Raw genomic sequence first — 25,573 nt, forward strand, 5'->3', positions numbered from 1 at the left:
GTTCATGCGCCTCCGAAGCAGATGAGACGGTCGGCGTCCTGCACCGCATCGTGCAGTTGGCCCAGGCCGGACAGTTCCCACGGCGCACTGACGGCCACGGCGTCACGCTGGTAGCGTGCGGCCTCTTCGGCGTTCAGCACGCCACGGCGCAGGGCGGCGGCGATGCACACCACGCCGTCCAGCCGCTGTTCGGTGATGAAGGCGCGCCATTGCTTGGGCAGGTCCTGTTCGTCCTGCGGGGTGACCACGCTGTCCGAGGCGTTGTGCACGCCGTCCTGGTAGAAAAACAGCCGGACGATCTCATGCCCGCCGGCCAGCGCCGCCTGGGCGAACAGCAGGGCACGGCGCGAGGAGGGCGCATGGGCGGCGGAAAACAGCGCGATGGCGAACTTCATGACGGACTCGATCAGCGAAACTGCGGCCATGATAAAGCTTTCTCGCCGGGGCGGCGAAGCGGATGTTGCCGCAGGCGCGGTGAGTGTCAGCGCGGCATGTAGCCCAGTTGCCAGCGGCGGGGGATCTTCAGGGCGACCACCCCGAGCACGCCGGCCAGCAATGCGCTGAAAAACAGGGCCTGAAGGCCCAGATGGCGTTCCAGCAGCGCACCGATGACCGCGCCGACGAACATGCCCGTCCAGGGCACCAGTTGCACCCGCCAGCCGTTGCGTCGTTCGCCCAGCAGCCAGCGGCCCAGTCCCCGGCCGAACCGTGACAGGGCCCCGGTGACGTAGGTCAGCCCCACCGGCAGCCCGTTCACTTCCTCGACGCAGGCGTTGAGCATGCCCATGGCGGTGATCGCCGCCAGCAGGGCCGGCAATTGCTGCTCGAACGGCCAGGCCGCCGCGGCGCACAGCAGCGCGGCGATGCACAGCAGCAACGGCAGCGCCCGACGCCCGCTCAGCCGGCTGACGATGACGCCGAGGGCATTGCCGAAGACGAACGTGGCGACCAGGATCGACAGGCGCAGGGTCAGGCCCAGGTCGCCGTCGCTGATCGCCACCGCCAGGCGGGTCGTGTTGCCGCTCATGAACGAGACGAAGTCGCCGCTGGCCATGAAGCCGATGGCATCGGTCATGCCGGCCAGCACCGACAGGCAGGCGACCAGCGTCAAGCCGACGCGGCCGCGCCATTTCTGGGTATGCAGATGGCCGGGCGTGGCGCGGTGAGTGGTGGCGGACGGCAGCATGGGCGGGTTCCTGGCCGGGTTCCTGTGTGGGAAAACACGGTTTTACTCCATAGCGCGAGGGTTGTCGCGCCGTCCGATGCGGTAAAGCTGAACGAAACCTTGCCGGGCAGTGATACAGTCCGTTCTTTTTTGAATGAGCGAATGCAATGCGAATGCTGACGGTGGCGCTGGCGGCGGTTTTGCTGGCCGGTTGCGCGGGATCGGTGATGGAAGACGCCCGCACCCGAACCCCTTACAAGACCCTGACCTCGGAAAAGCCCGGCAAGGACGTGGCGCAGTGCGTGCAGTTCTCCTGGCAGGACGAAGCGGTGTTCGGTGTGGACGCGGCGGCTTATCTGGAGCCGGGCAAGCAGGGCGGCACCACGGTGTACACCCGCTCGGCGGAATCGTTCGTCGATGTGGTCAGCGACGCGTCCGGCACCACGCTCAAGTACTACGCGCAGAAGGACGACTTCGTCGCCAAGCGCCGGCTGGCGGCGCTGGCGACCTGCCTGTAGGTCGGTTGAGGCGGAGGCTGTTCCGGCCTCATCGCGGGCAAGCCCCACAGTGGATCTGTGCCATGCACCGATCCCTGTAGGAGCCAGCCTGCTGGCGATGGCATCAGCCCAGGCCCCGCAGAGCGAAAGCAAGGGCAATGCCGTTGCACTCGCAGAAGGCCTGCCGGCTCAGTCCTTCAACCGCTTCTGAAAGAACAGCCGCTTGTGCCCCGGCGGATAATCCGCCAGTTCACCGAATTCGCTGTAGCCAAGCTTTCGGTAGAACACCGGCGCCTGAAAATCGAAGGTGTCGAGCCAGATCCCGAAGCAGCCTTTCTCCCGCGCCAGCTCCTCGGCCATGCCCATCAGCCTGGAGCCGATGCCTTGGCCCCGTCCTTCTTCAGGCACCGACAGCAGGTCGACGAACAGCCACTCGCAGACAAAACGGCCATAGAGTCCGCCGAGGATCGCGCCGCTGTCGTCGCGCACCAGCAGGGTGAGGGGGGTGGAGGGTGCGATGCCGGCTTGGGCAACGTTAAAGGCGTGCAGCGGCGCCAGGATGGCCAGGCGTTCTTCTTCCGTATTGGTGTGCGACAGCTCGATTCGCAGGTTCATGTGCAACTTCCTTTTGGCAACGAAGGCGCAGCCTAACCCGGCATTGACCTTTGATCCATCCCCTCGGTCGGCCTTGCGCCGTCGCCGGTGCCTTGATCCGCCGATGCCGGTTTTCATGCCTTTGGCGTGTAGGTTTTTTGCTACAGGATGAGTACGCGCTGACTTAGGGTGCTGTATATCCATCCAGTATTCATTGACGATTGCTGGCGCAAGGCCGCCCGCTGCGACAAATCCGCCGATGGACAAAAAATCCCCCTCCGTTAGCTTGAAGGCCTCTCCTCGGGAAGGAGAGTTCTTAAATCAATGGAGTGAACAACATGAATCAAGCAACCCCTGAAACCCAACTGCGACACGGTCGCGTCACCTCTCCGGCCAGCCGTGGTTCGGTGGCCATCGAGCAAGGCCTGCTGGGCGGCTGGCAGGTCAATGAAATGGAAGGCGGCAAGAACTTCCCGGCGCTGGCGGCCGGCCCGTTCCCCGCGCCGTTCGGCACGGACAACCCGAGCGTCGTGCCGCCGGCCGACGGCTACATCCTCAGCGGCGGCAAAGATGACGCCCGCGACTGCGTGAACTTCACCGACGAGGAAATGAGCAAGAAGCTCGGTCGCCCGTTCACCTGGCCGCTGCTCAACGTTACACCGGGCCAGACCCTGGACATCAAATGGGAGTACACCGCCCCGCACACCACCCGCGGCTACCGCTGGCTGATCACCAAGGACGGCTGGGATCCGAAGACCCGCATCACCCGTGCGCAACTGGAGGCGCAACCGTTCTTCGAGGATTTCTACCCGCAGGTTCCGTACTACAGTCATGCGGGCGAACTGAAGGCCAAGGTCAACCATTCGGTGAAACTGCCGGCCAACAAGAAGGGGCGTCACGTGATCGTCCTGATGTGGATCGTCGCCAACACCGGCAACGCCTTCTATCAGGCCTTCGACGTCGACTTCAAGTAAGTCCGCGCCAACCGACCCACACGTTCTGAAGGATTAGAACATGTCGAACATTGATTTCACCCTGTTGCACAACCAGGCGGGCGACGCGGCGTCGCTGATGCCGAGCATCGCCGGCAAGAAGATCCTCATGGGCTTCTGGCACAACTGGCCGGCGGGGCCGAGCGACGGCTACCGGCAAGGGCAGTTCGCCAACATCGCGCTTGAAAACGTACCCAAGGAGTACAACGTGGTCGCTGTGGCCTTCATGAAAGGCAACGGCATCCCGACCTTCAAGCCCCACAACGTCTCCGACGCCGAGTTCCGCCGCCAGGTCGGCGTGCTCAACAGCCAGGGGCGGGCGGTGCTGATCTCCCTGGGCGGCGCCGATGCGCACATCGAGTTGCGCGCCGGCCAAGAACAACCGCTGGCCAACGAGATCATCCGTCTGGTGGAAACCTACGGCTTCGACGGGCTGGACATCGATCTTGAACAGAGCGCGATTGATTTCGCCGCCAACAAGACCGTCCTGCCGGCGGCGCTGAAACTGGTCAAGGATCACTACGCAGGACAGGGCAAGCACTTCATCATCAGCATGGCGCCGGAGTTCCCGTACCTGACCGCCAACGGCAAGTACGTCGGCTACCTGCAAGCGCTGGAAGGCTACTACGACTTCATCGCCCCGCAGTTCTACAACCAGGGCGGCGACGGGGTCTGGGTGCCGGAGGCCAACAACGGCAACGGCGCGTGGATCGCGCAGAACAACGACGCGATGAAGGAAGACTTCCTTTATTACCTGACCGAAAGCCTGGTGACCGGCACCCGCGGGTTCACCAAGATCGCGGCGGACAAGTTCGTCATCGGCCTGCCGTCCAACGTCGATGCCGCCGCCACCGGCTACGTGATCGACAAGACCGCGGTGGGCAACGCCATGAAGCGGCTGGCCATCAAAGGACATCCGATCAAGGGGCTGATGACCTGGTCGGTGAACTGGGACAACGGCATCAGCAAGGACCGGGTGCCGTACAACTGGGAATTCAGCCGCCGTTACGGGCCGCTGATCCATGGCGCCAAGCTGTCTGAGCACGCGTCGGACGACATGACGGTCGACATCGGCCAACAGCAGTAAGCGAACAGAAAGCCCGGTAGCGCTGCCGGGCTTTTTTTCGTCCGTGGGCCGCGTCTTTTCGCCTACCATGGGCGTCCTTCAAGGACACATGGGTCAGGCGTCATGTCCAACACGGCCGAACGGGTCAAATTCATCGATACGCAGGTGCTGTCCCACGATTGGTACTTGCTCAAGAAAATCACCTTCGACTACCGGCGCAACAGCGGCGACTGGCAGCGCCAGACCCGTGAGGTCTACGACCGCGGCAACGGTGCTGCGATCCTGCTGTTCAACCGCGAGAGGCGCACGGTGGTGCTGACCCGGCAGTTCCGTCTGCCGGTGTTCGTCAACGGCCATGACGGGCTGCTGATCGAAGTGGCCGCCGGGCTGCTTGAAGGGGCCGATCCCGAGCAACGCATCCGTGCCGAAGCCGAGGAGGAAACCGGCTACCGCGTGCATGACGTGAGGAAGGTGTTCGAGTCCTACATGAGTCCGGGTTCGGTGACCGAGAAGCTGCACTTTTTCGTTGCCGAGTACGACGCGTCGTCGAAGGTCGGCGCCGGCGGCGGCCTGGAGGAAGAGACCGAAGAGCTGGAGGTGCTGGAGTGGCGCTTCGATGATGCGCTGGCCGCTTTCGGGCGCGGCGAGATCTGCGATGCCAAGACCATCATGCTGTTGCAGTATGCGGCGATGAACGACCTGTTCTCCGCTTGAGGCCCTTTGGTGAGGGAGCAATCTCCCTCACCCCCATTGAAAATAGCCGCAGCGTCACAGTGGGCCGATCACTGAAGACAGGCGATCAGAACAGCTCCCCCGTCCGTCCGACCTCGGCCCACCGGCAACCTTCCAACTTCAATAGCCGCTCCTTGGCCTCAAGCCCTCCGGCGAACCCCGTCAGTTTGCCCGATGCGCCGATCACCCGATGGCACGGCGCAACGATCGAGATCGGATTGCGCCCGTTCGCCGCGCCCACTGCCCGCACCGCGCTGGGGTGGCCGATCTGCTCGGCGATCTGGCTGTAGGTGCGTGTCTCGCCGAAGGGAATGGTCAGCAGCGCCGTCCAGACCCTTTTCTGGAAGTCGGTGCCGGCGAAATCCAGCTCCAGCTCGAAGCGGTTTCGCGTGCCGGCGAAATATTCCTGCAGCTGCTGCGCGGTCTTGAGCAGCACCGGGTTGTCCGGCGCCTCGACCATCGGTCCCAGGCGCACCCGGTCGGGCCTGTCGTTTTCCCAGAGGATGGCCGCCAGTCGCTGGCCGTTCGCGACCAGCTTCAGTTCGCCGACCGGCGAGGGCAGGGTGATGAACGTGTAGGCCATAGGTCGGACTCCGTGGGGGGGCGGGAACAGCGCACAGCATACGGCGTGTTCCGGGAGGCGCAAATCGCAATCGCGGCCATACTGCTTGTGGCTCTTGCAGCGCTTCTCCCTGCTTTCCTGAAAAGCCTAATAACAAGAAGGGACCGACCCATGAAGTACGAACCTTTTGCCAAGACCCTGATCGCGACCTCCTTCACCCTGGCCTGTCTCACGGCCCATGCCGCTTCGGTGGCCCCGGTGGCGGCGGAGAACGGCATGGTGGTCACCGCCCAGCACCTGGCCACCCACGTGGGCGTCGATGTGCTGAAGAACGGCGGCAACGCGGTGGATGCGGCGGTCGCCGTCGGTTACGCGCTGGCGGTGGTCTACCCCGCAGCGGGCAACCTGGGCGGCGGCGGTTTCATGACCATTCAACTGGCGGACGGGCGCAAGACCTTCCTCGACTTCCGGGAAAAGGCTCCCCTGGCCGCCACCGCGAACATGTACCTGGACAAGGACGGCAACGTCATTCCGGACCTGAGCACCCGCGGCCATCTGGCGGTCGGCGTGCCGGGCACGGTGTCGGGCATGGAGCTGGCGCTGAAGAAGTACGGCACCAAGCCGCGCAATGAGATGATCGCCCCGGCCATCAAGCTGGCCGAAGACGGGTTCGTGCTGGAGCAGGGCGACGTCGATCTGCTGGAGTACGCCACCGACGTGTTCAAGAAGGACATGCGCGACTCCGGCTCGATCTTCCTCAGCAACGGCGAGCCGATGCAGGTGGGGCAGAAGCTGGTGCAGAAGGATCTGGGCAAGACCCTGCGCACCATTTCCGAAAAAGGCGCGGACGGTTTCTACAAGGGCTGGGTGGCCGACGCCATCGTCACCTCAAGCCAGGCCAACAAAGGCATCATCACCCAGGCCGACCTGGACAAGTACAAGACCCGCGAACTGGCGCCGGTGGAGTGCGACTACCGCGGCTACCACGTGATCTCGGCGCCACCGCCCAGCTCCGGCGGCGTGGTGATCTGCCAGATCATGAACATTCTCGAAGGCTATCCGATGAAGGACCTGGGCTTCCATTCCGCCCAGGGCATGCACTACCAGATCGAAGCCATGCGCCACGCCTACGTGGACCGCAACAGCTACCTGGGCGACCCGGACTTCGTGAAGAACCCCATCGAGCACCTTTTGGACAAGAACTACGCGACCAAGCTGCGCGAGGCCATCGCGCCGCAGAAGGCTGGCGTCTCCGCCGAACTCAAGCCGGGCGTCGCGCCCCATGAGGGCAGCAACACCACCCACTACTCGATCGTCGACAAGTGGGGCAACGCCGTGTCGGTGACCTACACCCTCAACGACTGGTTCGGCGCCGGCGTGATGGCCAGCAAGACCGGGGTGATCCTCAACGATGAGATGGACGACTTCACCTCCAAGGTCGGCGTGCCGAACATGTACGGCCTGGTGCAGGGCGAGGCCAACGCCATCGCGCCCGGCAAGGCGCCGCTGTCGTCGATGAGCCCGACCATCGTCACCAAGGACGGCAAGGTGGTGATGGTGGTCGGCACGCCGGGCGGCAGCCGGATCATCACCGCGACCCTGCTGACCATGCTCAACGTCATCGACTACGGCATGGGCCTGCAGGAAGCGGTCGATGCGCCGCGCTTCCATCAGCAGTGGATGCCGGAGCAGACCAACCTCGAAGACTTCGCCGCCAGCCCCGACACCAGGAAGATCCTCGAAAGCTGGGGCCACAAGTTCGCCGGCCCGCAAGATGCCAACCATATCGCGGCGATCCTTGTCGGCGCGCCGTCCCTGGGCGGCAAACCGGTGGGCAAGAACCGCTTCTACGGCGCCAACGACCCGCGGCGCAACACCGGGTTGTCATTGGGTTACTGACGCGCGTAAAAAAGAGGGGCGGGCGTTTGTCCGCCCCTGTCTCACGGATCGATCAAGGAAGGCCTGCCATGTCCACCGCATTGTTGATCATCGACGTCCAACGCGCCCTGTGCTCGGGCCAATACGCGTGCTACGACATCCCCCGCGTCATCGACACCCTCAACCGCCTCAGCGCACGCGCCCGCCAGGCCGGCGTGCCGGTGGTGTTCATCCAGCACGAAGAAGAGGGCGACCTGCTGGCCCACGGCAGCGACGGCTGGCAACTGGCGGACGGCCTGGAGACCGCGCCGGGCGACCTGTACGTGCGCAAGACCGCCCCGGACTCGTTCTGCCAGACTACGCTGCAGAAGCTGATCCCCAAGGAAGACTTCGACCGGTTGGTGATCGGCGGCCTGCAGACCGATTACTGCGTCAACGCCACCGTGCGCCAGGCGCATCAACTGGGCTATGACGTGGTGCTGGCGGCCGACGCCCACTCCACCGTGGACAACGGCAGCATGAGCGCCGAAGACATCATCGCCGAGCACAACAAGGATCTGGCTCATCTGAGCAGCTCGGTGGCGCGGATCGACGTCACGCCGGCGGCTCAGATCACCTTCTGACCCGCCGAGCAGCCTTCCCTGTAGGCGCGAGCCTGCTCGCGAGGCGTCGTGTCGTTCGCCTCGGACATTGAGGGGGATGACGCTTTGGCGAGCAGGCTCGCTCCTGCAGGCGGTGAAAACTCCGGGCATCGACCGGTCGCTCCCGGCATACTGCCGGCGCCTCAGGAATGGAATCTGTCGATGCCCGCGTTCAATGCCCGTCATGCCTGGCTGCTGGCCAGCCTCGTAATCGCCCCGATGTCCCACGCCGCCGGTTTCGACTGCGCCAAGGCGTCCGGCCCGGTCGAGAAAACCCTTTGCGCCGATCCGTACACCTCCGCCCTCGATGAGAAGCTGAGCGCGGTGTGGCGCACCACGCTGGCGGAGGTCGCCGACCCGAAGGCACTAAGGGCGGATCAACGAGCGTGGCTGAAGAACCGCGACCTTTGCGGCGAAACGTTGGGTTGCCTGCGCCGCCTGTACCTCATGCGCCTCACCGAACTTGAATACGCCGCAAAGCCGTTCAGCTGGAACGCGGTGTGGCAGCGGATTCCCGAAGGCGTGGCCTCGGGTGCAGAGCTGAACACGTCCCTACGGGACGATTCGCACGTGTCCTTCGCCGTGGAGGCCACCGCCGGCGCCAACGAAGGCAGCCTGGAGGGAACCGCCACACGCCGCGCCTCGGGGGCGGACTACGCCGAGGGCGAGTGCGCGTTGAGCTTCACGGCGATCAACGGCGTGCTGAACGTCGCGCAACAGGGTGACGACGCTGACTGCGGGGCAGGAATGGGAGTGTTCTATGCCGGGCGTTATGTCGCTTCGCCAACGCCCTTGAAGCTGGACTACGATCTGCTGGCGCTGAGCCTGGTGCGCACGCAACAGGAAGACGACACACTGCGCACGCTGCTCAAGGGCGACTACCCGGCACTGGTGCAAAGCGCGGGGACGATGACGATCGGCGATCCGTCCGCCGACGTGCCGGGCAGCGAGGTCGATGAGCTGTGGGTGCGCGGTTTGGGCAACTTCAACGCTGCCATCGTGATGAGCGCCGCCGGCAACCGCTTCTGGATCGCGCTGCTGGTGCCCGATGCCCAGGGCGAGTCCCGCGCCCGCTACTACACCAACGTCCCCGACTGGAAGGATCGCCTGCCCGCTGCCGTGCACGCCTGGTACGAGCGCATGCAGGGCGGCAGAACCCTGCCGCTGGAACGCATGCCGTAATGCAAGCCTGTCGCCGCCACCTCAGGTCGCGAACATCAACCGGCACACAGGGGCTGCCGGCTCCCGCACCACGCCGCCCAGCACCAGCCGCGTGACGGTGTCCGCCGCCGCGGCGTAGTCCTCGTCCTGCGGCACTTCGCGCCCGGTGATGCACCCCATCTGCCAGCCGATGTTGGTGTAGGTGCGGGTCGCCGACCAGATGAACAGCATCAGGTGCTCGGGATCCACCGGGGCCAGCAGGCCGCGGTCGATCCAACTGCGCAGGCACTCGACGTTGCGCCTCGCTTCGGCGTGCAGCAGGTCGCGGCACTCGGGCGGCAACTGCGGGCCGCCGAGCAGCAGTTCGCCGCTGAACACCCGGGCGATGGCCGGGTGCTCGCGGGCGATGCGGATCCGCGCCGCCACGTACGCCCGCAGGCCGATCAGCGGGTCGTCGCTCTCGCGCAGCGCCGCCGAGGCGTCCAGCAGCGGTTCGACGAAACCCAGCAGCACCTTGGCGTAGAGGTTTTCCTTGGTCTGGAAGTAGTAATACAGGTTGGCCTTGGGCACGCCGGCACGGGCGGCGATGTCGCGGGTCTGGGTGGCGTCGAAACCCTTGGCGGCGAATTCCTCGCTGGCGGCGGCGAGGATCAGTTGCTCGTTGCGTTGACGGATGCTGCTCATGGAAGGCACGGCGGAGTCTGGCGGTTTCGGGTTCGCAATATACAAAACTATATAGCGATGAAGCCAGCAGACTCGGCAGACAACGCTATGCTGTGCCGATCCAATCGATCCCGGAAAAAACCACATGACCCTTCGCACCTTGCGCGCCGATGCCTCTCACCTCGATGCGGTGGCCGCGTTGTTCGACGCCTACCGCGGCTTCTACGGCCAGCCGTCGGATCTGGCGCAGTCGCGGACGTTCATCGCCGAGCGCCTGGCCGCCGGCGAATCGGCGATCTTCATCGCGCAGGACGCCGACGGCCAGGCGCTGGGCTTTGTGCAGCTGTACCCGTCGTTCTCATCCATCGACGCCCATCGCACCTGGCTGCTCAGCGACCTGTTCACCACTCCGGCCGCCCGTGGCCGTGGGGCAGGAAGGCTGCTGATGAACACGGCGCGGGACTTTGCTGTGCAGAGCGGGGCCAAGGGCCTGGTGCTGGAAACCGCCACCGACAACTTCACCGCCCAAGGCCTGTACGAGTCGCTGGGCTGGGTGCGCGACACCGGGTACTTCACCTACACCCTCGATCTGCGCAAGGGCTGAGCCGGTCACTCGGCCAGCAGCCGCTCGATCTGCGCCAGCTCCCAGGTGCTCAGCAGGCTGACCGGGTCGGTGCCGAAGCGTTGCGAGGTGTCGAGCCGCCAGGCCCGGCCATCGGGGCTGCGGCATTCGAGGCAATGCAGCAGGCGCGGCCCGTCGAGGTCGAGCGCCAACCGCCAGCCGTCGATATCGACCGTGACCCGCGCCGATCCGCACGGCTCAGCGGTGCGGCGCAACGGACACACGCCCAGCGCGGCATCGCGCAGGCGCTGGCAGACTTCCCGGGCGTTCAACGGGGTGGGCATGACGGGCTCTCGGTCGACGGAACAGGCGCGCCAGCTTAGAGCGCCCGACGGCGGTTGTCAGCGTCCGCTGGTTTGCCTGCGGGCACTTGCGTAACATCCACAGCCCTGTTTTTCCGTCGACCCCGTATCAGGTAAGCCATGAAACCGAAACGTCTGCGCGCCGATGTCCTGGCCGGACTCACCACCTCGTTCGCCCTGTTGCCCGAATGCATCGCGTTTGCGCTGGTGGCCCACCTCAATCCGCTGATGGGCCTGTACGGCGCGTTCATCATCTGCACGCTGACCGCGCTGTTCGGCGGCCGGCCGGGCATGGTGTCCGGGGCGGCCGGCTCGATGGCGGTGGTGATCGTCGCGCTGGTGGTGCAGCACGGCGTGCAGTACCTGCTGGCCACCGTGCTGCTCGGCGGTCTGGTGATGATGGCGTTCGGGCTGTTGCGCCTGGGCAAACTGGTGCGGATGGTGCCGCACCCGGTGATGCTCGGCTTCGTCAACGGCCTGGCGATCATCATCGCATTGGCGCAGCTGGAGCATTTCAAGGACGGCGAACACTGGCTCAGCGGCGCGCCGCTGTACCTGATGGCTGGGCTTGTGGGGCTGACGATGGCCATCGTCTACCTCCTGCCGCGCCTGACCCGCGCGGTGCCGCCGGCACTGGTGGCGATCCTCGGCGTGGGCGCACTGGTCTATCTGCTGGATCTGCCGACCCGCACCCTCGGCGACATGGCGCACATCGCCGGCGGCCTGCCGGCCCTGGCGCTGCCGGACATCCCGTGGAACCTGGAGACCCTGCGCATCATCGCGCCGTATGCGGTGCTGATGGCGCTGGTCGGCCTGCTGGAAACCCTGCTGACCCTGAACCTCACCGACGAAATCACCGAGACCCGTGGCTACCCGGACCGCGAATGCGTGGCGCTGGGGGCGGCGAACATGGTGTCGGGTGCGTTCGGCGGCATGGGCGGCTGCGCCATGATCGGCCAGACCGTGATCAACCTCAGTTCCGGCGGGCGCGGGCGGGTATCCGGCGTGGTGGCCGGGGTGGCGATCCTGCTGTTCATCCTGTTCCTGTCACCGATGATCGAGCGCATTCCGCTGGCGGCGCTGGTGGGGGTGATGTTCGTGGTGTCGCAGCAGACGTTTGCCTGGGCCTCCTTGCGGGTGGTGAACAAGGTGCCGCTCAACGATGTGCTGGTGATCATGGCGGTGACGGTCATCACCGTGTTCACGGACCTGGCCACCGCGGTGATGTGCGGCATCGTCATCGCCGCGCTCAACTTCGCCTGGCAGCAGGCCCGCGAACTGTACGCCGATGCGCATCTGGAGGCCGACGGCAGCAAGCTCTACCGGCTGCACGGCACGCTGTTCTTTGCCTCGACCACGCCGTTCCTCAACCAGTTCGACCCGGCCGGCGATCCGGCGCGGGTGACCCTGGATTGCCGCCACCTGAGCTTTGTCGACTACTCGGCCATCGCCGCGCTGAAGACCCTGCGCGAACGCTACGCCAAGGCCGGCAAGCAGTTGCAGGTGTTCCACCTGTCCGAGCGCTGCAAGAAACTGCTCAAGCGCGCCGGGGTGGAGCACGCTTGAGCAGGTGGGAGAGGGTGTCACTGCCGGCATCTTGGGTCGCTTGCAGGCCGCTATCGCCAGCAGGCTGGCTCCCACAGGATCGATGTTGGCCTGTCATTTCTGAGGATGCCGCTGAACCCTGTGGGAGCTGCGGTGCGACGACTCGACTTGCCAGCGATGGGATCGGCACAGGCAATATCTTGGGTGGCTGATAGACCGCTATCGCTGGCAAGCCAGCTCCCACAGGGCTTTGTGGTGTGCCTGGATCCTGCTAACACCCGGGATACCTGTGGGATTGCCTGCAAGCGATGGGGCCGGCACAGCCAACATCTTTAGCTGACAGACCGCTATCGCCAGCAAGCTGGCTCCCACAGGATCGATGGTGGCCGGTCATTTGTGCGGACACCGCTGAACCCTGTGGGAGCCGGCAGGTTTCAGATGGCGGGGAAGTCGATGTCGGTCAGCGCCACGTTGTTGAGGTAGTTGGTCAGGGTCTGCACGGCGACGAGTGCGACCGTTTCGATGATCTGCTTGTCGTCGATGCCGGCGGCGCGGGCGGCGGCGATCTGTTCGTCGCTCAACTGGCCGCGGGTCTCGGTCAGTTGGCGGGCGAGGGCGGCGAAGGCGTTCAGCCGGCCGTGGCGCGCCTGGGCGATGTCCTCGGCCGACAGCCCGGCCTTGCTGGCGAACAGCGTATGGGCGCTCAGGCAGTAGTCGCAGCCGTTGACCTGCGAGGTGGCCAGGTACACCGCTTCTTTCTCCTTGGCGCTGAGCGAGGTCTTGCCCAGGATGGCGGAGGCTTGCAGGTAGGTGTCCAGTGCCACGGGCGCCTTGGCCAGGGTCGTGAACACATTGGGCAGGAAGCCGATTTTCTTCTGCACGCCTTCCAGCACGGTGCGGGTGGCGTCGGCGGCGGTGTCGAGGCTGATCGGGGTGATGCGGCTCATGATGAATCTCCGAATGTCCGGTGCGGAGTGCACCGGGGATGGAGCTCATGTTAGGGAGCGCGGCTGGTGCTTTGGGTGCAAATCGTCGAGGATATGCGGCAGATCGTCCAAACCCGTCGCCGAGGATGCCGTCATGGATCGCCTCTCCACCTTGCTCACCCACTTCGGCGTCAATGCCGGCACGTTCCACAGCGGCGCGTTCTGCGGCGTCAGCGCCTACGGCGGCGAACAGGCGTGCGGCCATGTGCACCTGCTGCAGGCCGGCGAGGTGCTGCTCAAGCCCGGCAACGACCCTGAGCTGACGCTCAACGAACCAACCCTGATTTTCTTCCCCCGGCCCTTGGCCCACCGACTGTTCGCCGACGAATCGATGGGCACGCAACTGGTGTGCGCCTCGCTGACGTTCGACGGCGGTTCAGGCAACGCGCTGGCGTCGGCCTTGCCTGACTACTTGGTGCTGAAGCTCACCGACATCCCGGAGCTGGGCAGCACGCTGGCGTGGCTGTTCAAGGAGGCCTTCGACGGGCATTGCGGGCGCGAAGCGGTGATGGACCGGTTGTTCGAGCTGCTGGTGATCCTGCTGCTGCGCCACCTCATCAGCCGGCGCGACCAGCAGCCGGGCATGATGGCCGGGCTGGCCGATCCGAGGCTGTCGCGGGCGTTGGGGCTGATGCACGACGAGCCCGCCCGGGCCTGGAGCGTGGCCGAGCTGGCGGCGGCCGCCAACCAGTCCCGCGCCGGGTTCGCCGAGCACTTTCGCCGGGTGGTCGGGCAGACGCCGCTGGACTATCTCTTGAGCTGGCGGATCAGCCTGGCGCAGAAGCGTCTGCGCGAGGGCCGGCCGATTGCGCTGATCGCCGAAGAGGTCGGCTACGAGAGCCCGTCGGCGCTGGCCCGGGCGTTCCGGCGCAAGACCGGGCTAAGCCCGAGGAAATGGAAGGCCGACGCCCGCTGAGGGCTAGCGGGCGAACTTCTTCGCCCCGGCCACGCACAGGATCACCCCCAGCGTCACGGCCAGCATGCCCAGGCTGACCTGTTCATGCACCAGCGTCGCGGCCAGCGCCAGGCCGAAGAACGGCTGCAGCAGCTGCAGTTGCCCGACGGCGGCGATCCCGCCCTGGGCCAGCCCGCGATACCAGAACACAAAACCGATCAACATGCTGAACAGCGACACGTAGGCCAGGCACGTCCAGGCCGTGACGCTGATGCCGGAGAACGAGGCAGGCATCCGCCACAGGCTCAAGCCCGCCATCGCCGGCAGCGCCAGCACCAGCGCCCAACAGATCACTTGCCAACCGCCGAGGGTGCGCGACAGTTTCGCGCCTTCGGCGTAACCCAACCCGCAGGCCAGGATGGCCGCCAGCATCAGCAGGTCGCCGGTGGGCGAGGCGCTCAATCCCTGTGCCAGCGCGAAACCGACCACCAGCGCACTGCCCAGCAACGAGAAGATCCAGAACACCGGGCGCGGCCGCTCGCCGCCGCGCAGCACGCCGAACACCGCCGTGGCCAGCGGCAGCAAGCCGACAAACACGATCGAATGGGCCGACGTCACGTATTGCAGGGCGAGCGCCGTGAGCAGCGGAAACCCGAGCACCACGCCCAGCGCCACGATCACCAGCGGCCACCACTGGTCGCGCGCCGGGCGCCGCTCGCGGAACAGCCGCAGCAGGCACAGCCCGAGCAGGCCGGCGAGCGTGGCGCGGGCCACGGTGAGGAACACCGGGTCGAATTCCAGCACCGCCAGCCGGGTGGCCGGCAATGAGCCGCTGAAGATCACCACGCCAATGAATCCGTTGATCCAGCCGCTGGTCTTCTCCAGGGCGGGGTGGGGCAGGTTCGACGTTCGTTCCATAAGGGTCGCACTCAAGGTTGGGGGTTGCCTGGGGCGAATCCTATGGCTGAGAATCAAGACAATCAAAGAATTGTCATGGATACGCCCGCATGCCCCGTTCCCGCTACAAGTCCCTGGTCGACCTCTACGCGGCCGACATCCGCGCGGGGCGTCTGGCGCCCGGCACCCGCCTGCCCACCCACCGACAACTGGCCGCCCGCGAAGGGCTGGCGCTGGTCACCGCCTCGCGGGTGTACGCCGAACTCGAGGCCATGGGGCTGGTGAGCGGGGAGACCGGGCGCGGCACGTTCGTGCGCGAAACCTCGCTGTCGCCGGGGCAAGGCATCGACCAGAAAGACGTCGCCGTCGGCATGATCGATCTCAATTTCAACTATCCGTCGCTGCCCGGTCAGGACGACCTGTTGCGCACCGCGTTGCGGCAACTGGCATTGTCCGGCGACCTGGAGGCGCTGCTGCGCTATCAGCCCCACGCCGGACGCCAGCACGAACGGGCCTCGGTCGCCCGTCACCTGCGCAGCCGCGGATTGGCGGTCGAGGCCGGCCAGGTGCTGATCGTCAACGGCGCGCAGCAGGGGCTGGCGGTGACGTTGATGGCATTGCTCAAGCCCGGCGATGTCATCGCCGCCGATGCCTTGACCTATTCCGGCTTCAAGGTGCTGGCTGAGGCGCTGCACCTGGAGGTGGTGGCGATCCCGGTCACCGCCCTGGGGCCGGACCTGGCGGCGTTGGATGCCCTCTGCCGCAGCCGTCCGGTGCGCGCCGTGTACTGCATGCCGACTTTGCACAATCCGTTGGGTTGGGTGCTGCCTCAGGGGCCGCGCGAGCAATTGGCGGCGATTGCCCGCCGGCATGACCTGACCCTCATCGAAGACGCGGCCTACGCCTTTCTGGCCGACAGCCCGCCGCCCCCGCTGGCGGTGCTGGCGCCGGAGCGCACGGTGTACGTCTCAGGCCTGTCCAAGAACATCGCCACCGGCCTGCGCGTCGGCTACATCGTCGCACCGCCGGCGACGGTGCCGGCGCTGGAGCGCATCATCCGCGCCACCACCTGGAACACCCCCGGTGTGATGACCGCCATCGCCTGCGGCTGGCTGGATGACGGCACGGTCGAGCGGCTGGAGGAGGAAAAGCGCCAAGACGCCCGGGCCCGTCAGGCGCTGGCGGTGAAGGTGCTCGAAGGGCTGCCGGTGGTGGGCCATCCTTCGTCGTATTTTCTCTGGCTGCCGCTGCCGGAAGACGCCCGGGCCGATCAGGTGGTGGCCGAGCTGATGCGCGGGCAGGTGTCGGTCACCACGGCGGAACCGTTTACCGTGTCGGCCCATGTGCCGCACGCGATCCGGCTGGCCCTGGGGTCGGTGGGCATGGACGTTTTGCGCCAGGCCTTGATCAAGGTCAGGCGGGTGGTGGGCGCTTATCTGTAATGTCCTCGGCGGCTTGAAGCTTACGCAATCTGCTACCCTTTGCGCCGCCCGCCTGGCCTGTCTGGAACCCCGATGAAAAACGCTGCCCTGCTGACCCTCGCCCTGATCCTCAACACAGCCCTTTTGAGCCTTCCGGCCCGCGCCGCCGGCGACGCCGAGGCCGGCGGCAAGCTCTTCCCGCGCCTGTGCGGCGGTTGCCATCAGGTGGGCGAATCCGCCCGTCCCGGGTTCGGCCCGCAGCTCAACGGCATCATCGGCCGAGCGGCGGGGACGTCGGCCAACTATGTGTATTCCGAGGCCATGAAAGGCTCGGGCATCACCTGGGACCGCGAGACGCTGACGGCGTACCTCAAGGACCCGAAAGGCGTGGTGCCGGGCACGCGGATGATCTTCTGGGGGCTCAGCGACGAAGAGAAGATCGACAACCTGCTGGCGTATCTCCAGACCTTTCAGGCCGAATGACTCATGCGTCCGGGCCGTTGCGGATCCATCCCGTTTGCGCCTGCCCGGCGAACCATTGCTTTACCGCGGCGCAGTCGGGATGCGCGGCCGCTGAAGGCTGCAGGCACAAGGTGTAGGTGCCGCCTGTCTTGAGCGGTTGGCCGAACGGCACCGTCAGCACGCCCCGTTCGATGGATTCGGCCGCCAGGGTCATGTCCGTCACCGCGACCCCCAGGCCCCGCGCCGCCGCATCCAGCGCCAATTCATCCAGGTTGAACGGTATGTGCCGGTAGTCCTCCAGCGGCCTGCCGCCGTTCATCGCCAGCCATTCGATCCACGATTGCCGGTCCGCCGAGCGGTGCAGCAGGGCAAAGTCCGGCAGTGCTTCGACCGACCGTGGGGCGTGCGGCAGATCCGGTGCGCAAACGGGCACCAGCGCCTCCTCGAACAACGTCAGGCAATCGGCGTCGCTGGACGCCGTCGGCAGGTAAAGGATGTAGGCGTCACTGTCGCTGGCCGGTTCGACGACTTCGGTGGCGACGGTCTCGATCGCCAGCGACACCAGGGGATGGCGCAGGTAGAAGTCGCTGAGCCGGGGCAGCAGCCAGCGCACCGCCAGCGACACGTGCATGCGGATCCTGAACGGGCGTCGCTGCGGGGCCAGGCGCTCTGCAAGGCTGCTGAGTTGGTCGAGGATGCTGTGGGCGCTGGCCAGCACCTGCTCGCCTTCGGGGGTCAGGAGCAGGCTGCGGCTGGTGCGCAGGAACAGGGCGACGTTGAAATGGCTTTCCAGTTGCTGGATCTGCCGGCTGACGGCGCTTTGGGTCAGGCACAGCCGCTGCGCGGCGCGGGTGAAGCTGCCGCAGGCGGCGACTTCCACCAAGGCCTGCATGGCTTGCAGTGACGGGACATGGCGGATTTTATCCATGCGTTTTCGGTATGCCTCGATGATTTTATAGCGTTGGTTCGGCCAGCGAAGACCTTATAGATTCTAGTCGTCAGGCTGAGCTTGCTTCGGATGGCATGCGATTCACGCATGGCTGGCCGCAAGAGGCAAGGCGCGCAACGACCGTCGAACGAGGTGAGGCATGGAAAACGTATGTGGCTGGATTGCGCAAGCGGGGGATACGCCGCAGCGCAGCCGCCTGGAGGGGGCGCAAAAGGCCGACTGGCTGGTGATCGGCGCCGGCATCACCGGCCTCAGCGCGGCGCTGACGCTCGCCGAACTGCACCCTCAGGCGCGCATCGCGGTGGTGGACCGCCAGCGGGCGGCCCAAGGAGCTTCGGCGCGCAATTCGGGTTTCGTCGTGGCCCATGAACACCCGGCCGGCGACGAACTGATCGGTGCGCAGGGCTTCGCCGGGTTCGAGACCGACACGATGATTGCCCGGGCGGCCAACGAAGAAGTCCGTCAGCGCATTGCCCGGCATGCCATCGAATGCGACTGGCGCGACAGCGGCTATTTCTTTGCGGTCAGCGACCCGGCCAAGCTCAGCCAGGTGGACGCCAAGCTGGCCACGCTGCGGGCGCTGGGTGCCCGTGCGGAGCTGCTGCAAGGGCAAGCGCTGCAACAACGGCTCGGCACGCCGCACTACCGGGCGGCGATCTGGTGCGGCAACGGCAACGCCTTGCTGCAGCCGGCCAAGTATGTGAAGGGTTTGCTCGATGCGGTGCCGGACAACGTCACGGCGTTCGAGAGCAGCGACATCACGGGCCTTGAGCGACTCGGCCACGGCCGTCTGCGCGCCAACGGGCCCGGGGGCAGCGTGGAAGCCGCTCGTGTGCTGGTGTGCCTCAACGCCTTCGTGCCCCGGGTGGGCATCGACGACAGCGCCACGTTCCCGATGGAACTGAGCGCCAGTCTCACCCGGCCGCTCACCGACCAGGAGTATCGGGCCATCGGTGCGGTCGAGCCCTGGGGCGTGCTTTCGACCCGCCCCCTGGGCGCCACGGTGCGGCTGACGCCGGACCGGCGGGTGATGATCCGCAACACCGCCGAATACCGCACGCGGGATCTGTCGGGCCGCGAGATCGCCGAGCGCCGGCGCCACCATGTCCGTGGGCTGCAGCGGCGTTTCCCGTTTCTCGGCGAGCAGGACATCCGTTACACCTGGACCGGTCACCTGAGTGCGACCCGCAGCGGGCAGGCCTATTTCGAGCGGGTGCAGGAGGGCGTGTTCGCTGTGGCCGGGTGCAACGGCTCGGGGGTGGCGCGGGGCACCCTGTGGGGACGGTTGCTGGCGGAGTTGGCGTCAGGCGTCGATTCGCCGCTGCTGCGCACGGTGATGCAGCGGGCGCAACCCGGCTGGCTGCCGCCGCGTCCGTTCTTCGACATCGGCGCAAGGCTGCGCATGCGCATGGAGGCGGTCAGGGCCCGGACAGAAATCTGAAGTTGCGCACCTCAAACAAAAACAACCGCTCCACGACACAGGTGATCCACCATGCGCGTCCATGCACTTTCCCTGGCGATCCTGCTGGCGGCCGGCTCGTCCGCCGCCCTCGCCGATGAAACCGTCAACATCTCCAACTGGAACGGCTACATCGCCGACGACACGTTGCCCGACTTCACCCGGCTCACCGGCATCAAGGCGACCTACGACATCCACGACAGCAACGAGGTGCTGGAGTCCAAGCTGATGACCGGCAACACCGGGTACGACGTGGTCAGCCCGTCGAACCATTTCCTGTCGCGCCTGATCAAGGCCGGCGCGATCCAGAAACTCGACAAGTCGCAGCTGCCGAACTGGAAGAACCTCGACCCGGTGCTGATGAAAAAGCTTGAGGTCAACGACCCCGGCAACCAGTACGGCTATCCGTACATGTGGGGCACGGCGGGCATCGGCTACAACGTCGAGAAGATCAAGGCGATCTTCGGCAGCACCGACGTGACCCGTTCATGGAAGCTGTTCTTCGACGAGGACAACATCCGGAAGCTGAGCCAATGCGGCGTGGCGATCATCGACAACCCGACCCAGGTCTTGCCGGTCACCCTCAACTACCTGGGCCTGCCGCCCCACAGCCACGAACCGGCGGACTACAAGCAGGCCGAGCGGCTGTTGCTGAAGATCCGCCCGTATGTGCAGTACTTCCATGCCTCCAAGTACATCAGCGACCTGGCCAACGGCAACGTCTGCGCGGTGATCGGCTTCAACGGCGATGTGGTCCAGGCCGCCGCCAGCGCCCGGGATGCGAAAAACGGCATCGACATCGCGTACTCGATTCCCGAAGAGGGCTCGACCCTGTGGTTCGACATGGTGGTCATGCCCAAGAACGCCCCGCACGCCCGCAACGGCTACACGTACATGAACTACCTGCTGGAGCCCAAAGTGATCGCCAACATCAGCAACAGCATCCACTACGCCAACCCCAACGCCGCCGCAGACGCTCTGGTGACGTCGGCGGTGAGGCAAGACCTGGCGATCTACCCGCCCAGGGAGGTGATGGACAAGCTGTTCACCGTGGAAGAGTTGCCGGCGGCGATCGCCCGGTTGACGACGCGGCTGTGGACCCGGCTGAAAACCAACACCTGAGTGCCCGGGCCTTCATCCTTGCCGGTTCATCTCGCTAAAGGACGCCTGGCACACCACCCGGTTCCGGCCTTCGGCCTTGGCCCGATACAGTTGCCGGTCGGCCCGGGTGACCAGTGCGGCGGGGGCGTTGTCGGCCGGATCCGCCAGGCCGACGCCGATGCTCACGGTGATCTGGCCGACCACCGGAAAGTGCGCCTCGGCGACGGCGGCGCGGATCTTCTCGGCGACGATGTCCGGGGTGTCCGGCTGGGCGATCTCCGGCAGCAGCACGGCGAATTCCTCGCCGCCGTAGCGGGCCACGAAGTCGGTGGCGCGGGTGTTGGCCTGGATGAGCTGCGCCAGTTGCCGCAGCACGTCGTCGCCCACCGCGTGGCCGTGGGTGTCGTTGGTGCGCTTGAAGTGATCGGCGTCGATCAGCAGCAAGGCGAACGGGCGGCCGGTGCGGCGGAACAGCAGGCTGTATTCGGTGAGTTTCTCGTCGAAGCGGCGACGGTTGTGGACGCCGGTCAAGGCATCGTGGGTCGCCAGCGTCAGCAGCTCGGCGTTGGCCTGGACGAGGGCGGCGGTGCGCAGGGCGACCGTGGCTTCCAGCGAGGCGTTGGCCTGTTGCAGTTCGCGTTCCTTGCCGAGCAGGGAGCGGGTCATGGCGTCGATGGACTGGCCGAGCTGGGCGATCTCCTGCACCGGGTGCTGCAGTGCGAAGCGCACGCCGGATTCGTGGTTCTGCACCTGCCGGGCCGAGCGCGCCAGGTGTTCGATCGGACGGCTCAGGTACAGCGCCAGGTAGTGGCCGACCAGCGCGAACCCGACGGCGGCGATGCCGCCCAGCAACAGCAGTTTGTAGAACAGCGAACGCGCCGGCTGCAGGGCGGTGTCCAGCGGCTGGCGCACGGCGATCGACCAGGACAGCGCCGTGCTGGCGGGGGTCGGCACCGTGACCTGGGCGGTCAGGTAACCGTTGGCGGCGATCCAGCCGGGCGAGGCGGGGTCGGTGGGCGCCAGTTGCTGGCCGACCAGCGCTTCGGGGTACAGCACTTTGCCGTCGTGGTCGATGATCAGCGCTTCGATATCCGGTGCGGCGTCCTTGTGCGAGACCGCCGAATCGACGATCCGCGTCACCCAGCTCCAGTGGGCGTGGGCGCCGAGCACGCCGATCACCCGGCCTTCGGCATTGTGGATCGGCGCGGCGAAGTCGATGAAGCGCAGCGGCTCGCCGTTCGGCAGGCCCGGCAGCAGTTTGGCCAGCAGCACGGCCTCGTGCGGGTCGCCCGTGTACTCACCGCGCAGGCCGGCCTGGAACCACGGCCGCTGCTGCACCGACTGGCCCACCAGCAGCCCGTTGACGGCCTGGTGCACCCGGCCTTCGGCGTCGGCCACGCCCATCCACGCGTATTCGGCGCGGGCTTCGCTGCGCAGTTTCATCGAGGTCAGGATGGCCGGATTGTCCAGGTCGCCGCGCTCCAGGTGCGGCGCCCGGCTGAGCAAGTAGACCTCCAGTTGCCGTTCGCGCAACTGCTGGCCCAGCAGCGCCGCCGCCGAGTGCGCGTTGCTCAGCAAGGCGTTGCCGCTGGCCTGCTTCATTTGTTCGGTGGCGATGTGGCCGATGTAGAAACCGACGCTCAGCAGCGTCAGGAGAGAAAGACCGGCAAACCAGAGAGTCAGGTGGCTTCGCAGACTGGCTTTGAGCATGGGCGGTGTCTGTTCTTATTGGAGTGGCGCCATGGTAGGCGCATTCGCGCTCGGGCTGCCAGTGAGTGCGGGACGAGAAAACCGCCAAGTTTGATATCAATGAGCTATCGCGTCCGGTAAAGTGTGCGCCGCCCGAGAGATGGATCCCGGGCGTTCACCTTATGGAGTCACGCAGTGAAGTACCTCAGCAAAGTCGTCGCCGCCGCACTGTTCGGTGCGGTTCTGGCAGGTTGCACCGGCACCCCGATGAACACCCAGCATTACGACACCAGCCAATACACCGTGATTGGCCACAGCGAAGCCAGCGCCACCGGCATGCTGCTGTTCGGCTGCATCCCGATCCGTCAGAACAGCCGTTTCGTCCGCGCCCAGAGCGCCGCGATCCAGGCCCGCGGCGGCGATGCCATGATCAACACCCAGGTCCAGGAAAACTGGTTCTGGGCCTGGGTCCTCACCGGCTACACCACCAAGGTGTCCGGCGACGTGATCAAGCTGAAAACCGCGCAGTAAGCGACGGCGAAGGCGAAAAAAAAACCGGCTGATCAGGCCGGTTTTTTTATGGGTGATGCAGTTGTAGGGATTAGGCGACGCGGCGCTCCAGCAGGCGGTCGGAACCACCTTCGGCGACGCGGCGCTCCAGCAGACGATCCGAGCCACCTTCGGCGACGCGGCGTTCCAGCAGACGCTCCGAACCACCTTCGGCGACGCGGCGTTCCAGCAGACGGTCCGAACCACCTTCAGCCACTCGACGCTCCATCAGACGATCCGAGCCACCTTCGGCGACGCGGCGCTCCAGCAGACGCTCCGAACCACCTTCGGCGACGCGGCGTTCCAGCAGACGCTCCGAACCACCTTCAGCCACTCGACGCTCCATCAGACGGTCCGAACCGCCTTCGGCCAAACGGCTTTCGATCAGTTTGTCCGAGCCGCCTTCGGCGATCATCGTGTGGGCGGAAGGGGCTGCAAAAGCGTTCAGCGCAAGTACCGAGAAAGCGATGCCGAGGATGGTTTGGCGTTTCATGATCGTGTGCTCCAGGGTGTTGTCGGTGGGTATGGAGCCGATGTTACGCCCGGGATTTTTTAAGAGAACTTCATTGCGCTGATGGTGACTATCGATGCCGCCGATGAGGGCCGCAATCAAGGTCAGCCATCCGGATCAAGGCCTCGCGGGGCGAACGCACAACTCGCCCGTGGCGCGGATCAGGGCCAGTTCATGCAGGGCGTCCTGAGCCAGCCCCTTACGCGCCCCGGCCAGCCACGCCGTGCAGTCCGGATCCTGGCGATAGGGCGCGAAGGCGGCCCATTGCTGCAGCAGCCGGGTCTGCAGTTCATCGAGGCGGGGCCTGATCTGCTTGCCCAGATCCGGGCGCGGCGTGTCCGGCGCGGCGCCGGCCGCCTGCCACTGTGATAGGAGGCCGTACTGCACCAGTTTGTTGGCTTCCATCTGGGCGGCGATCAATTGCGCGACGTCTTCCGGGTCGAGCTTTTGCTCGGCGGCCAGGGTCCGGGCGTTGGCGATCACCTGGGCTTCCCGGGCACTGTCCTGGATCGGCTTGCCGCTGTCCCATTTGGTCAGCGCCACCAGGTCGCCGATGTTCAGGCGTTCGTTGAGGGTCGCCAGCAAGGGTTTCAAGGACTCGGGAGATGGAGCAGCCTGGGCGGTGAGGGTGATCGTCGCAAGCAATGCGCACGTCATCAAACGCAGGGAGTGGGGCACGTCGGCAACCTCTATGAAGGGGCGTGTTGTTTACCACAACGGCGCGGCGGAACCCACCGATGGGTCACACCGGAGCATTTGCGGCAGAGGCCCGAAATGTTCATTGCGCCTTTGCGGCAACTCGCTGAAGCTATCGGTCATCAGCCCCGACCGCCGAGACGGATCTCTACCCCATGCAAAACCCTGCCGCCCAACGCCCCCTCTGGCAAACCTACTTTCTGTTCCTGGCGCCGATGGTGCTGTCGAACTTCCTGCAATCGATGTCCGGCACGGTCAACAGTATCTACATCGGCCAGATGCTCGGCACCCAGGCGTTGGCGGCGGTGTCGGGAATGTTCCCGATCATCTTTTTCTTCATTGCGCTGGTCATCGGCCTGGGTGCCGGGGCGGGCGTGCTGATCGGCCAGGCCTGGGGCGCGCGGGAGGCGCACATGGTCAAGGCGATCTCCGGCGCAACGTTGCTGTTGGGGGTGCTGATCGGTCTGGCGGCAGCGGTGCTGGGCAGCGTGTTTGCGCGGCCGGCGTTGCAGGGCCTGGGCACGCCGGCGGATGTGCTGGACGACGCGGTGGCCTATGCCCACGTGATGATGTGGATCTTGCCGTCGATGCTGGTGTTCGTGCTGTTCACCCAGTTGCTGCGCGGGGTGAGCGACACGCTGTCGCCGCTGCTGGCGCTGATGGTCTCGACCGGCGTCGGCCTGGCGCTGACGCCGGCCTTGATCCGCGGCTGGCTGGGGTTGCCGCAGATGGGCATCCAGAGCGCGGCGTACGCAGGGCTGGCGGGCAACCTGGCGGCGATGGGCTGGCTGGCGTGGCGGCTGATCCGCAAGGGGCACCCGCTGGCGCCGGACCGGGAGTTCTTCGCGGCGCTGCGCATGGACGGGGCGATCCTGGGCAAGGTGTTGCGCATCGGCCTGCCGACCGGGGTGCAGATGATCGTGCTGTCGCTGTCGGAGCTGGTGATCCTGGCGCTGGTGAACCAGCACGGCTCCCAGGCGACGGCGGCCTATGGCGCGGTCACGCAGATCGTCAACTACGTGCAGTTCCCGGCGCTGTCGATCGCCATCACCGCGTCGATCCTCGGCGCCCAGGCCATCGGCGCCGGCCGGCTCGAACGGCTGGGACCGATCCTGCGCACGGGGCTCTGGATCAACGTGGGCCTGACCGGCGGCCTGATCGTGCTGGGCTACCTGGCGTCGCATTGGCTGTTGGGGCTGTTCCTGACCGAGGACGCGACCCGGGCGATGGCCGAGCACCTGCTGCACATCATGCTGTGGAGCCTGCTGGTGTTCGGCTTCCAGGCGATCATCGGCGGGATCATGCGCGCCAGCGGCACGGTGCTGGTGCCGGTGGGGGTGGCGATCTTGTGTGTGGTCGGCGTGCAATTGCCGGCCGCCTACTGGCTGGACGGGCACTACGGCCTCCAGGGCGTGTGGATGGCTTTTCCGCTGGCTTACCTGGGGATGCTGGTGCTGCAGACGCTGTATTACAGAATGGTCTGGCAGCATCAGAAGATCGAACGGCTGGTGTAATCCCCTGAGGCGAGGGAGCAAGCT

The 25,573-nt window shown here is 66.0% G+C and carries 27 protein-coding genes and 1 pseudogene; 16 read left to right on the forward strand and 12 right to left on the reverse strand.

What is annotated here, in order from left to right:
• Window positions 1-2: 2 nt before the first annotated feature.
• Window positions 3-395, reverse strand: a complete 393-nt coding sequence (tusD, locus tag CAG29_RS16960; RefSeq protein WP_085580103.1) for a sulfurtransferase complex subunit TusD — start codon at window positions 393-395, stop codon at window positions 3-5.
• Between the two features lie 86 nt (window positions 396-481).
• Entirely contained in the window at window positions 482-1,186 is a 705-nt protein-coding gene (locus tag CAG29_RS16965; RefSeq protein ID WP_085579855.1) for a YoaK family protein, read from the reverse strand.
• A 146-nt stretch (window positions 1,187-1,332) separates the two neighbouring features.
• Here CAG29_RS16965 and CAG29_RS16970 point away from each other — a divergent pair, with 146 nt between their 5' ends.
• Window positions 1,333-1,683 carry a hypothetical protein gene (locus tag CAG29_RS16970; protein ID WP_085579857.1) on the forward strand — a complete coding sequence of 117 codons (351 nt, stop codon included), beginning with the start codon at window positions 1,333-1,335 and terminating at the stop codon, window positions 1,681-1,683.
• A gap of 168 nt (window positions 1,684-1,851) precedes the next feature.
• On the opposite strand, the gene CAG29_RS16975 is transcribed toward CAG29_RS16970, so the two are convergent.
• Window positions 1,852-2,277, reverse strand: a complete 426-nt coding sequence (locus CAG29_RS16975) for a GNAT family N-acetyltransferase (RefSeq protein WP_085694839.1) — start codon at window positions 2,275-2,277, stop codon at window positions 1,852-1,854.
• 317 nt (window positions 2,278-2,594) lie between these two features.
• Between CAG29_RS16975 and CAG29_RS16980 the strand changes: the two genes are divergently transcribed.
• From CAG29_RS16980 to CAG29_RS16990, 3 genes and pseudogenes are all read left to right on the forward strand, one after another.
• On the forward strand, window positions 2,595-3,230 hold the full coding sequence (locus CAG29_RS16980; protein WP_085580105.1) for a lytic polysaccharide monooxygenase auxiliary activity family 9 protein: 636 nt from the start codon (window positions 2,595-2,597) through the stop codon (window positions 3,228-3,230).
• A gap of 40 nt (window positions 3,231-3,270) precedes the next feature.
• Window positions 3,271-4,272: pseudogene (locus CAG29_RS16985) on the forward strand (chitinase); the annotation flags it as partial.
• 165 nt (window positions 4,273-4,437) lie between these two features.
• Window positions 4,438-5,028 (forward strand): NUDIX domain-containing protein, encoded by a 591-nt coding sequence (locus tag CAG29_RS16990; protein ID WP_085579863.1) that lies wholly within the window; start codon window positions 4,438-4,440, stop codon window positions 5,026-5,028.
• A gap of 85 nt (window positions 5,029-5,113) precedes the next feature.
• Here CAG29_RS16990 and CAG29_RS16995 read toward each other — a convergent pair whose 3' ends face one another.
• The gene (locus tag CAG29_RS16995) at window positions 5,114-5,629 is read right to left on the reverse strand and encodes a methylated-DNA--[protein]-cysteine S-methyltransferase (RefSeq protein ID WP_085637635.1); all 516 of its coding nucleotides are present in this window, start codon (window positions 5,627-5,629) and stop codon (window positions 5,114-5,116) included.
• A gap of 150 nt (window positions 5,630-5,779) precedes the next feature.
• Here CAG29_RS16995 and ggt point away from each other — a divergent pair, with 150 nt between their 5' ends.
• From ggt to CAG29_RS17010, 3 genes are all read left to right on the forward strand, one after another.
• Window positions 5,780-7,507, forward strand: coding sequence for a gamma-glutamyltransferase (gene ggt, locus CAG29_RS17000; protein ID WP_085579867.1), 1,728 nt, complete (start codon window positions 5,780-5,782; stop codon window positions 7,505-7,507).
• 68 nt (window positions 7,508-7,575) lie between these two features.
• The gene (locus CAG29_RS17005; RefSeq protein WP_085579869.1) at window positions 7,576-8,109 is read left to right on the forward strand and encodes a cysteine hydrolase family protein; all 534 of its coding nucleotides are present in this window, start codon (window positions 7,576-7,578) and stop codon (window positions 8,107-8,109) included.
• Window positions 8,110-8,289: 180 nt separating this feature from the next.
• Window positions 8,290-9,309 carry a lysozyme inhibitor LprI family protein gene (locus CAG29_RS17010; protein WP_085694840.1) on the forward strand — a complete coding sequence of 340 codons (1,020 nt, stop codon included), beginning with the start codon at window positions 8,290-8,292 and terminating at the stop codon, window positions 9,307-9,309.
• Between the two features lie 21 nt (window positions 9,310-9,330).
• Here CAG29_RS17010 and CAG29_RS17015 read toward each other — a convergent pair whose 3' ends face one another.
• Window positions 9,331-9,972, reverse strand: a complete 642-nt coding sequence (locus CAG29_RS17015; RefSeq protein WP_085694841.1) for a TetR/AcrR family transcriptional regulator — start codon at window positions 9,970-9,972, stop codon at window positions 9,331-9,333.
• 124 nt (window positions 9,973-10,096) lie between these two features.
• On the opposite strand from CAG29_RS17015, the gene CAG29_RS17020 reads away from it, so the two are divergent.
• On the forward strand, window positions 10,097-10,555 hold the full coding sequence (locus CAG29_RS17020) for a GNAT family N-acetyltransferase (RefSeq protein WP_085579875.1): 459 nt from the start codon (window positions 10,097-10,099) through the stop codon (window positions 10,553-10,555).
• A 5-nt stretch (window positions 10,556-10,560) separates the two neighbouring features.
• Here CAG29_RS17020 and CAG29_RS17025 read toward each other — a convergent pair whose 3' ends face one another.
• The gene (locus tag CAG29_RS17025; RefSeq protein ID WP_085630516.1) at window positions 10,561-10,857 is read right to left on the reverse strand and encodes a hypothetical protein; all 297 of its coding nucleotides are present in this window, start codon (window positions 10,855-10,857) and stop codon (window positions 10,561-10,563) included.
• A 138-nt stretch (window positions 10,858-10,995) separates the two neighbouring features.
• On the opposite strand from CAG29_RS17025, the gene CAG29_RS17030 reads away from it, so the two are divergent.
• Window positions 10,996-12,441: a SulP family inorganic anion transporter gene (locus tag CAG29_RS17030; RefSeq protein WP_085694842.1), complete on the forward strand. Its 1,446-nt coding sequence runs from the start codon at window positions 10,996-10,998 to the stop codon at window positions 12,439-12,441.
• Window positions 12,442-12,854: 413 nt separating this feature from the next.
• Here the strand turns inward: CAG29_RS17030 and CAG29_RS17035 are convergent, their stop codons facing one another.
• Complete coding sequence (locus tag CAG29_RS17035) at window positions 12,855-13,367, reverse strand: carboxymuconolactone decarboxylase family protein (protein ID WP_085579881.1); 513 nt, start codon at window positions 13,365-13,367, stop codon at window positions 12,855-12,857.
• Window positions 13,368-13,500: 133 nt separating this feature from the next.
• Between CAG29_RS17035 and CAG29_RS17040 the strand changes: the two genes are divergently transcribed.
• Window positions 13,501-14,322 carry an AraC family transcriptional regulator gene (locus tag CAG29_RS17040; protein WP_085694843.1) on the forward strand — a complete coding sequence of 274 codons (822 nt, stop codon included), beginning with the start codon at window positions 13,501-13,503 and terminating at the stop codon, window positions 14,320-14,322.
• Between the two features lie 3 nt (window positions 14,323-14,325).
• On the opposite strand, the gene CAG29_RS17045 is transcribed toward CAG29_RS17040, so the two are convergent.
• A complete protein-coding gene (locus tag CAG29_RS17045; RefSeq protein ID WP_085694844.1) occupies window positions 14,326-15,219 on the reverse strand; it encodes a DMT family transporter in 894 nt (297 codons plus the stop codon).
• Window positions 15,220-15,308: 89 nt separating this feature from the next.
• Between CAG29_RS17045 and CAG29_RS17050 the strand changes: the two genes are divergently transcribed.
• Complete coding sequence (locus tag CAG29_RS17050; RefSeq protein WP_085694845.1) at window positions 15,309-16,640, forward strand: PLP-dependent aminotransferase family protein; 1,332 nt, start codon at window positions 15,309-15,311, stop codon at window positions 16,638-16,640.
• Window positions 16,641-16,712: 72 nt separating this feature from the next.
• Window positions 16,713-17,102 carry a cytochrome c family protein gene (locus tag CAG29_RS17055; protein ID WP_085579889.1) on the forward strand — a complete coding sequence of 130 codons (390 nt, stop codon included), beginning with the start codon at window positions 16,713-16,715 and terminating at the stop codon, window positions 17,100-17,102.
• Between the two features lies 1 nt (window position 17,103).
• Here CAG29_RS17055 and CAG29_RS17060 read toward each other — a convergent pair whose 3' ends face one another.
• Complete coding sequence (locus CAG29_RS17060) at window positions 17,104-18,009, reverse strand: LysR substrate-binding domain-containing protein (RefSeq protein ID WP_085694846.1); 906 nt, start codon at window positions 18,007-18,009, stop codon at window positions 17,104-17,106.
• Window positions 18,010-18,169: 160 nt separating this feature from the next.
• Here CAG29_RS17060 and CAG29_RS17065 point away from each other — a divergent pair, with 160 nt between their 5' ends.
• Together CAG29_RS17065 and CAG29_RS17070 are read left to right on the forward strand one after the other, a co-directional pair.
• Window positions 18,170-19,471 carry an FAD-binding oxidoreductase gene (locus CAG29_RS17065; RefSeq protein ID WP_085694847.1) on the forward strand — a complete coding sequence of 434 codons (1,302 nt, stop codon included), beginning with the start codon at window positions 18,170-18,172 and terminating at the stop codon, window positions 19,469-19,471.
• A gap of 51 nt (window positions 19,472-19,522) precedes the next feature.
• Complete coding sequence (locus CAG29_RS17070; RefSeq protein WP_085579895.1) at window positions 19,523-20,611, forward strand: polyamine ABC transporter substrate-binding protein; 1,089 nt, start codon at window positions 19,523-19,525, stop codon at window positions 20,609-20,611.
• Window positions 20,612-20,623: 12 nt separating this feature from the next.
• On the opposite strand, the gene CAG29_RS17075 is transcribed toward CAG29_RS17070, so the two are convergent.
• Window positions 20,624-22,300: a diguanylate cyclase gene (locus CAG29_RS17075; RefSeq protein WP_085694848.1), complete on the reverse strand. Its 1,677-nt coding sequence runs from the start codon at window positions 22,298-22,300 to the stop codon at window positions 20,624-20,626.
• Between the two features lie 174 nt (window positions 22,301-22,474).
• Here CAG29_RS17075 and CAG29_RS17080 point away from each other — a divergent pair, with 174 nt between their 5' ends.
• On the forward strand, window positions 22,475-22,810 hold the full coding sequence (locus tag CAG29_RS17080) for a hypothetical protein (protein ID WP_085694849.1): 336 nt from the start codon (window positions 22,475-22,477) through the stop codon (window positions 22,808-22,810).
• A gap of 70 nt (window positions 22,811-22,880) precedes the next feature.
• Here the strand turns inward: CAG29_RS17080 and CAG29_RS17085 are convergent, their stop codons facing one another.
• Both CAG29_RS17085 and CAG29_RS17090 read right to left on the reverse strand, forming a co-directional pair.
• On the reverse strand, window positions 22,881-23,321 hold the full coding sequence (locus tag CAG29_RS17085) for a phage infection protein (protein WP_085694850.1): 441 nt from the start codon (window positions 23,319-23,321) through the stop codon (window positions 22,881-22,883).
• 135 nt (window positions 23,322-23,456) lie between these two features.
• Complete coding sequence (locus tag CAG29_RS17090) at window positions 23,457-24,017, reverse strand: chorismate mutase (RefSeq protein WP_085579903.1); 561 nt, start codon at window positions 24,015-24,017, stop codon at window positions 23,457-23,459.
• Between the two features lie 173 nt (window positions 24,018-24,190).
• Here CAG29_RS17090 and CAG29_RS17095 point away from each other — a divergent pair, with 173 nt between their 5' ends.
• Window positions 24,191-25,549: an MATE family efflux transporter gene (locus CAG29_RS17095; RefSeq protein ID WP_085694851.1), complete on the forward strand. Its 1,359-nt coding sequence runs from the start codon at window positions 24,191-24,193 to the stop codon at window positions 25,547-25,549.
• Window positions 25,550-25,573: the final 24 nt, after the last annotated feature.

It is taken from the genome of Pseudomonas sp. B7(2017) (assembly GCF_002112745.1).
GTDB lineage: Bacteria > Pseudomonadota > Gammaproteobacteria > Pseudomonadales > Pseudomonadaceae > Aquipseudomonas > Aquipseudomonas ekonensis.

Bases quoted from the DNA above. Each gene is read 5' to 3' on its own strand.
- tusD (WP_085580103.1), bottom strand. From the start codon at position 395: ATGAAGTTCGCCATCGCGCTGTTTTCCGCCGCCCATGCGCCCTCCTCG.
- CAG29_RS16965 (WP_085579855.1), bottom strand. From the start codon at position 1,186: ATGCTGCCGTCCGCCACCACTCACCGCGCCACGCCCGGCCATCTGCAT.
- CAG29_RS16970 (WP_085579857.1), top strand. From the start codon at position 1,333: ATGCGAATGCTGACGGTGGCGCTGGCGGCGGTTTTGCTGGCCGGTTGC.
- CAG29_RS16975 (WP_085694839.1), bottom strand. From the start codon at position 2,277: ATGAACCTGCGAATCGAGCTGTCGCACACCAATACGGAAGAAGAACGC.
- CAG29_RS16980 (WP_085580105.1), top strand. From the start codon at position 2,595: ATGAATCAAGCAACCCCTGAAACCCAACTGCGACACGGTCGCGTCACC.
- CAG29_RS16990 (WP_085579863.1), top strand. From the start codon at position 4,438: ATGTCCAACACGGCCGAACGGGTCAAATTCATCGATACGCAGGTGCTG.
- CAG29_RS16995 (WP_085637635.1), bottom strand. From the start codon at position 5,629: ATGGCCTACACGTTCATCACCCTGCCCTCGCCGGTCGGCGAACTGAAG.
- ggt (WP_085579867.1), top strand. From the start codon at position 5,780: ATGAAGTACGAACCTTTTGCCAAGACCCTGATCGCGACCTCCTTCACC.
- CAG29_RS17005 (WP_085579869.1), top strand. From the start codon at position 7,576: ATGTCCACCGCATTGTTGATCATCGACGTCCAACGCGCCCTGTGCTCG.
- CAG29_RS17010 (WP_085694840.1), top strand. From the start codon at position 8,290: ATGCCCGCGTTCAATGCCCGTCATGCCTGGCTGCTGGCCAGCCTCGTA.
- CAG29_RS17015 (WP_085694841.1), bottom strand. From the start codon at position 9,972: ATGAGCAGCATCCGTCAACGCAACGAGCAACTGATCCTCGCCGCCGCC.
- CAG29_RS17020 (WP_085579875.1), top strand. From the start codon at position 10,097: ATGACCCTTCGCACCTTGCGCGCCGATGCCTCTCACCTCGATGCGGTG.
- CAG29_RS17025 (WP_085630516.1), bottom strand. From the start codon at position 10,857: ATGCCCACCCCGTTGAACGCCCGGGAAGTCTGCCAGCGCCTGCGCGAT.
- CAG29_RS17030 (WP_085694842.1), top strand. From the start codon at position 10,996: ATGAAACCGAAACGTCTGCGCGCCGATGTCCTGGCCGGACTCACCACC.
- CAG29_RS17035 (WP_085579881.1), bottom strand. From the start codon at position 13,367: ATGAGCCGCATCACCCCGATCAGCCTCGACACCGCCGCCGACGCCACC.
- CAG29_RS17040 (WP_085694843.1), top strand. From the start codon at position 13,501: ATGGATCGCCTCTCCACCTTGCTCACCCACTTCGGCGTCAATGCCGGC.
- CAG29_RS17045 (WP_085694844.1), bottom strand. From the start codon at position 15,219: ATGGAACGAACGTCGAACCTGCCCCACCCCGCCCTGGAGAAGACCAGC.
- CAG29_RS17050 (WP_085694845.1), top strand. From the start codon at position 15,309: ATGCCCCGTTCCCGCTACAAGTCCCTGGTCGACCTCTACGCGGCCGAC.
- CAG29_RS17055 (WP_085579889.1), top strand. From the start codon at position 16,713: ATGAAAAACGCTGCCCTGCTGACCCTCGCCCTGATCCTCAACACAGCC.
- CAG29_RS17060 (WP_085694846.1), bottom strand. From the start codon at position 18,009: ATGGATAAAATCCGCCATGTCCCGTCACTGCAAGCCATGCAGGCCTTG.
- CAG29_RS17065 (WP_085694847.1), top strand. From the start codon at position 18,170: ATGGAAAACGTATGTGGCTGGATTGCGCAAGCGGGGGATACGCCGCAG.
- CAG29_RS17070 (WP_085579895.1), top strand. From the start codon at position 19,523: ATGCGCGTCCATGCACTTTCCCTGGCGATCCTGCTGGCGGCCGGCTCG.
- CAG29_RS17075 (WP_085694848.1), bottom strand. From the start codon at position 22,300: ATGCTCAAAGCCAGTCTGCGAAGCCACCTGACTCTCTGGTTTGCCGGT.
- CAG29_RS17085 (WP_085694850.1), bottom strand. From the start codon at position 23,321: ATGAAACGCCAAACCATCCTCGGCATCGCTTTCTCGGTACTTGCGCTG.
- CAG29_RS17095 (WP_085694851.1), top strand. From the start codon at position 24,191: ATGCAAAACCCTGCCGCCCAACGCCCCCTCTGGCAAACCTACTTTCTG.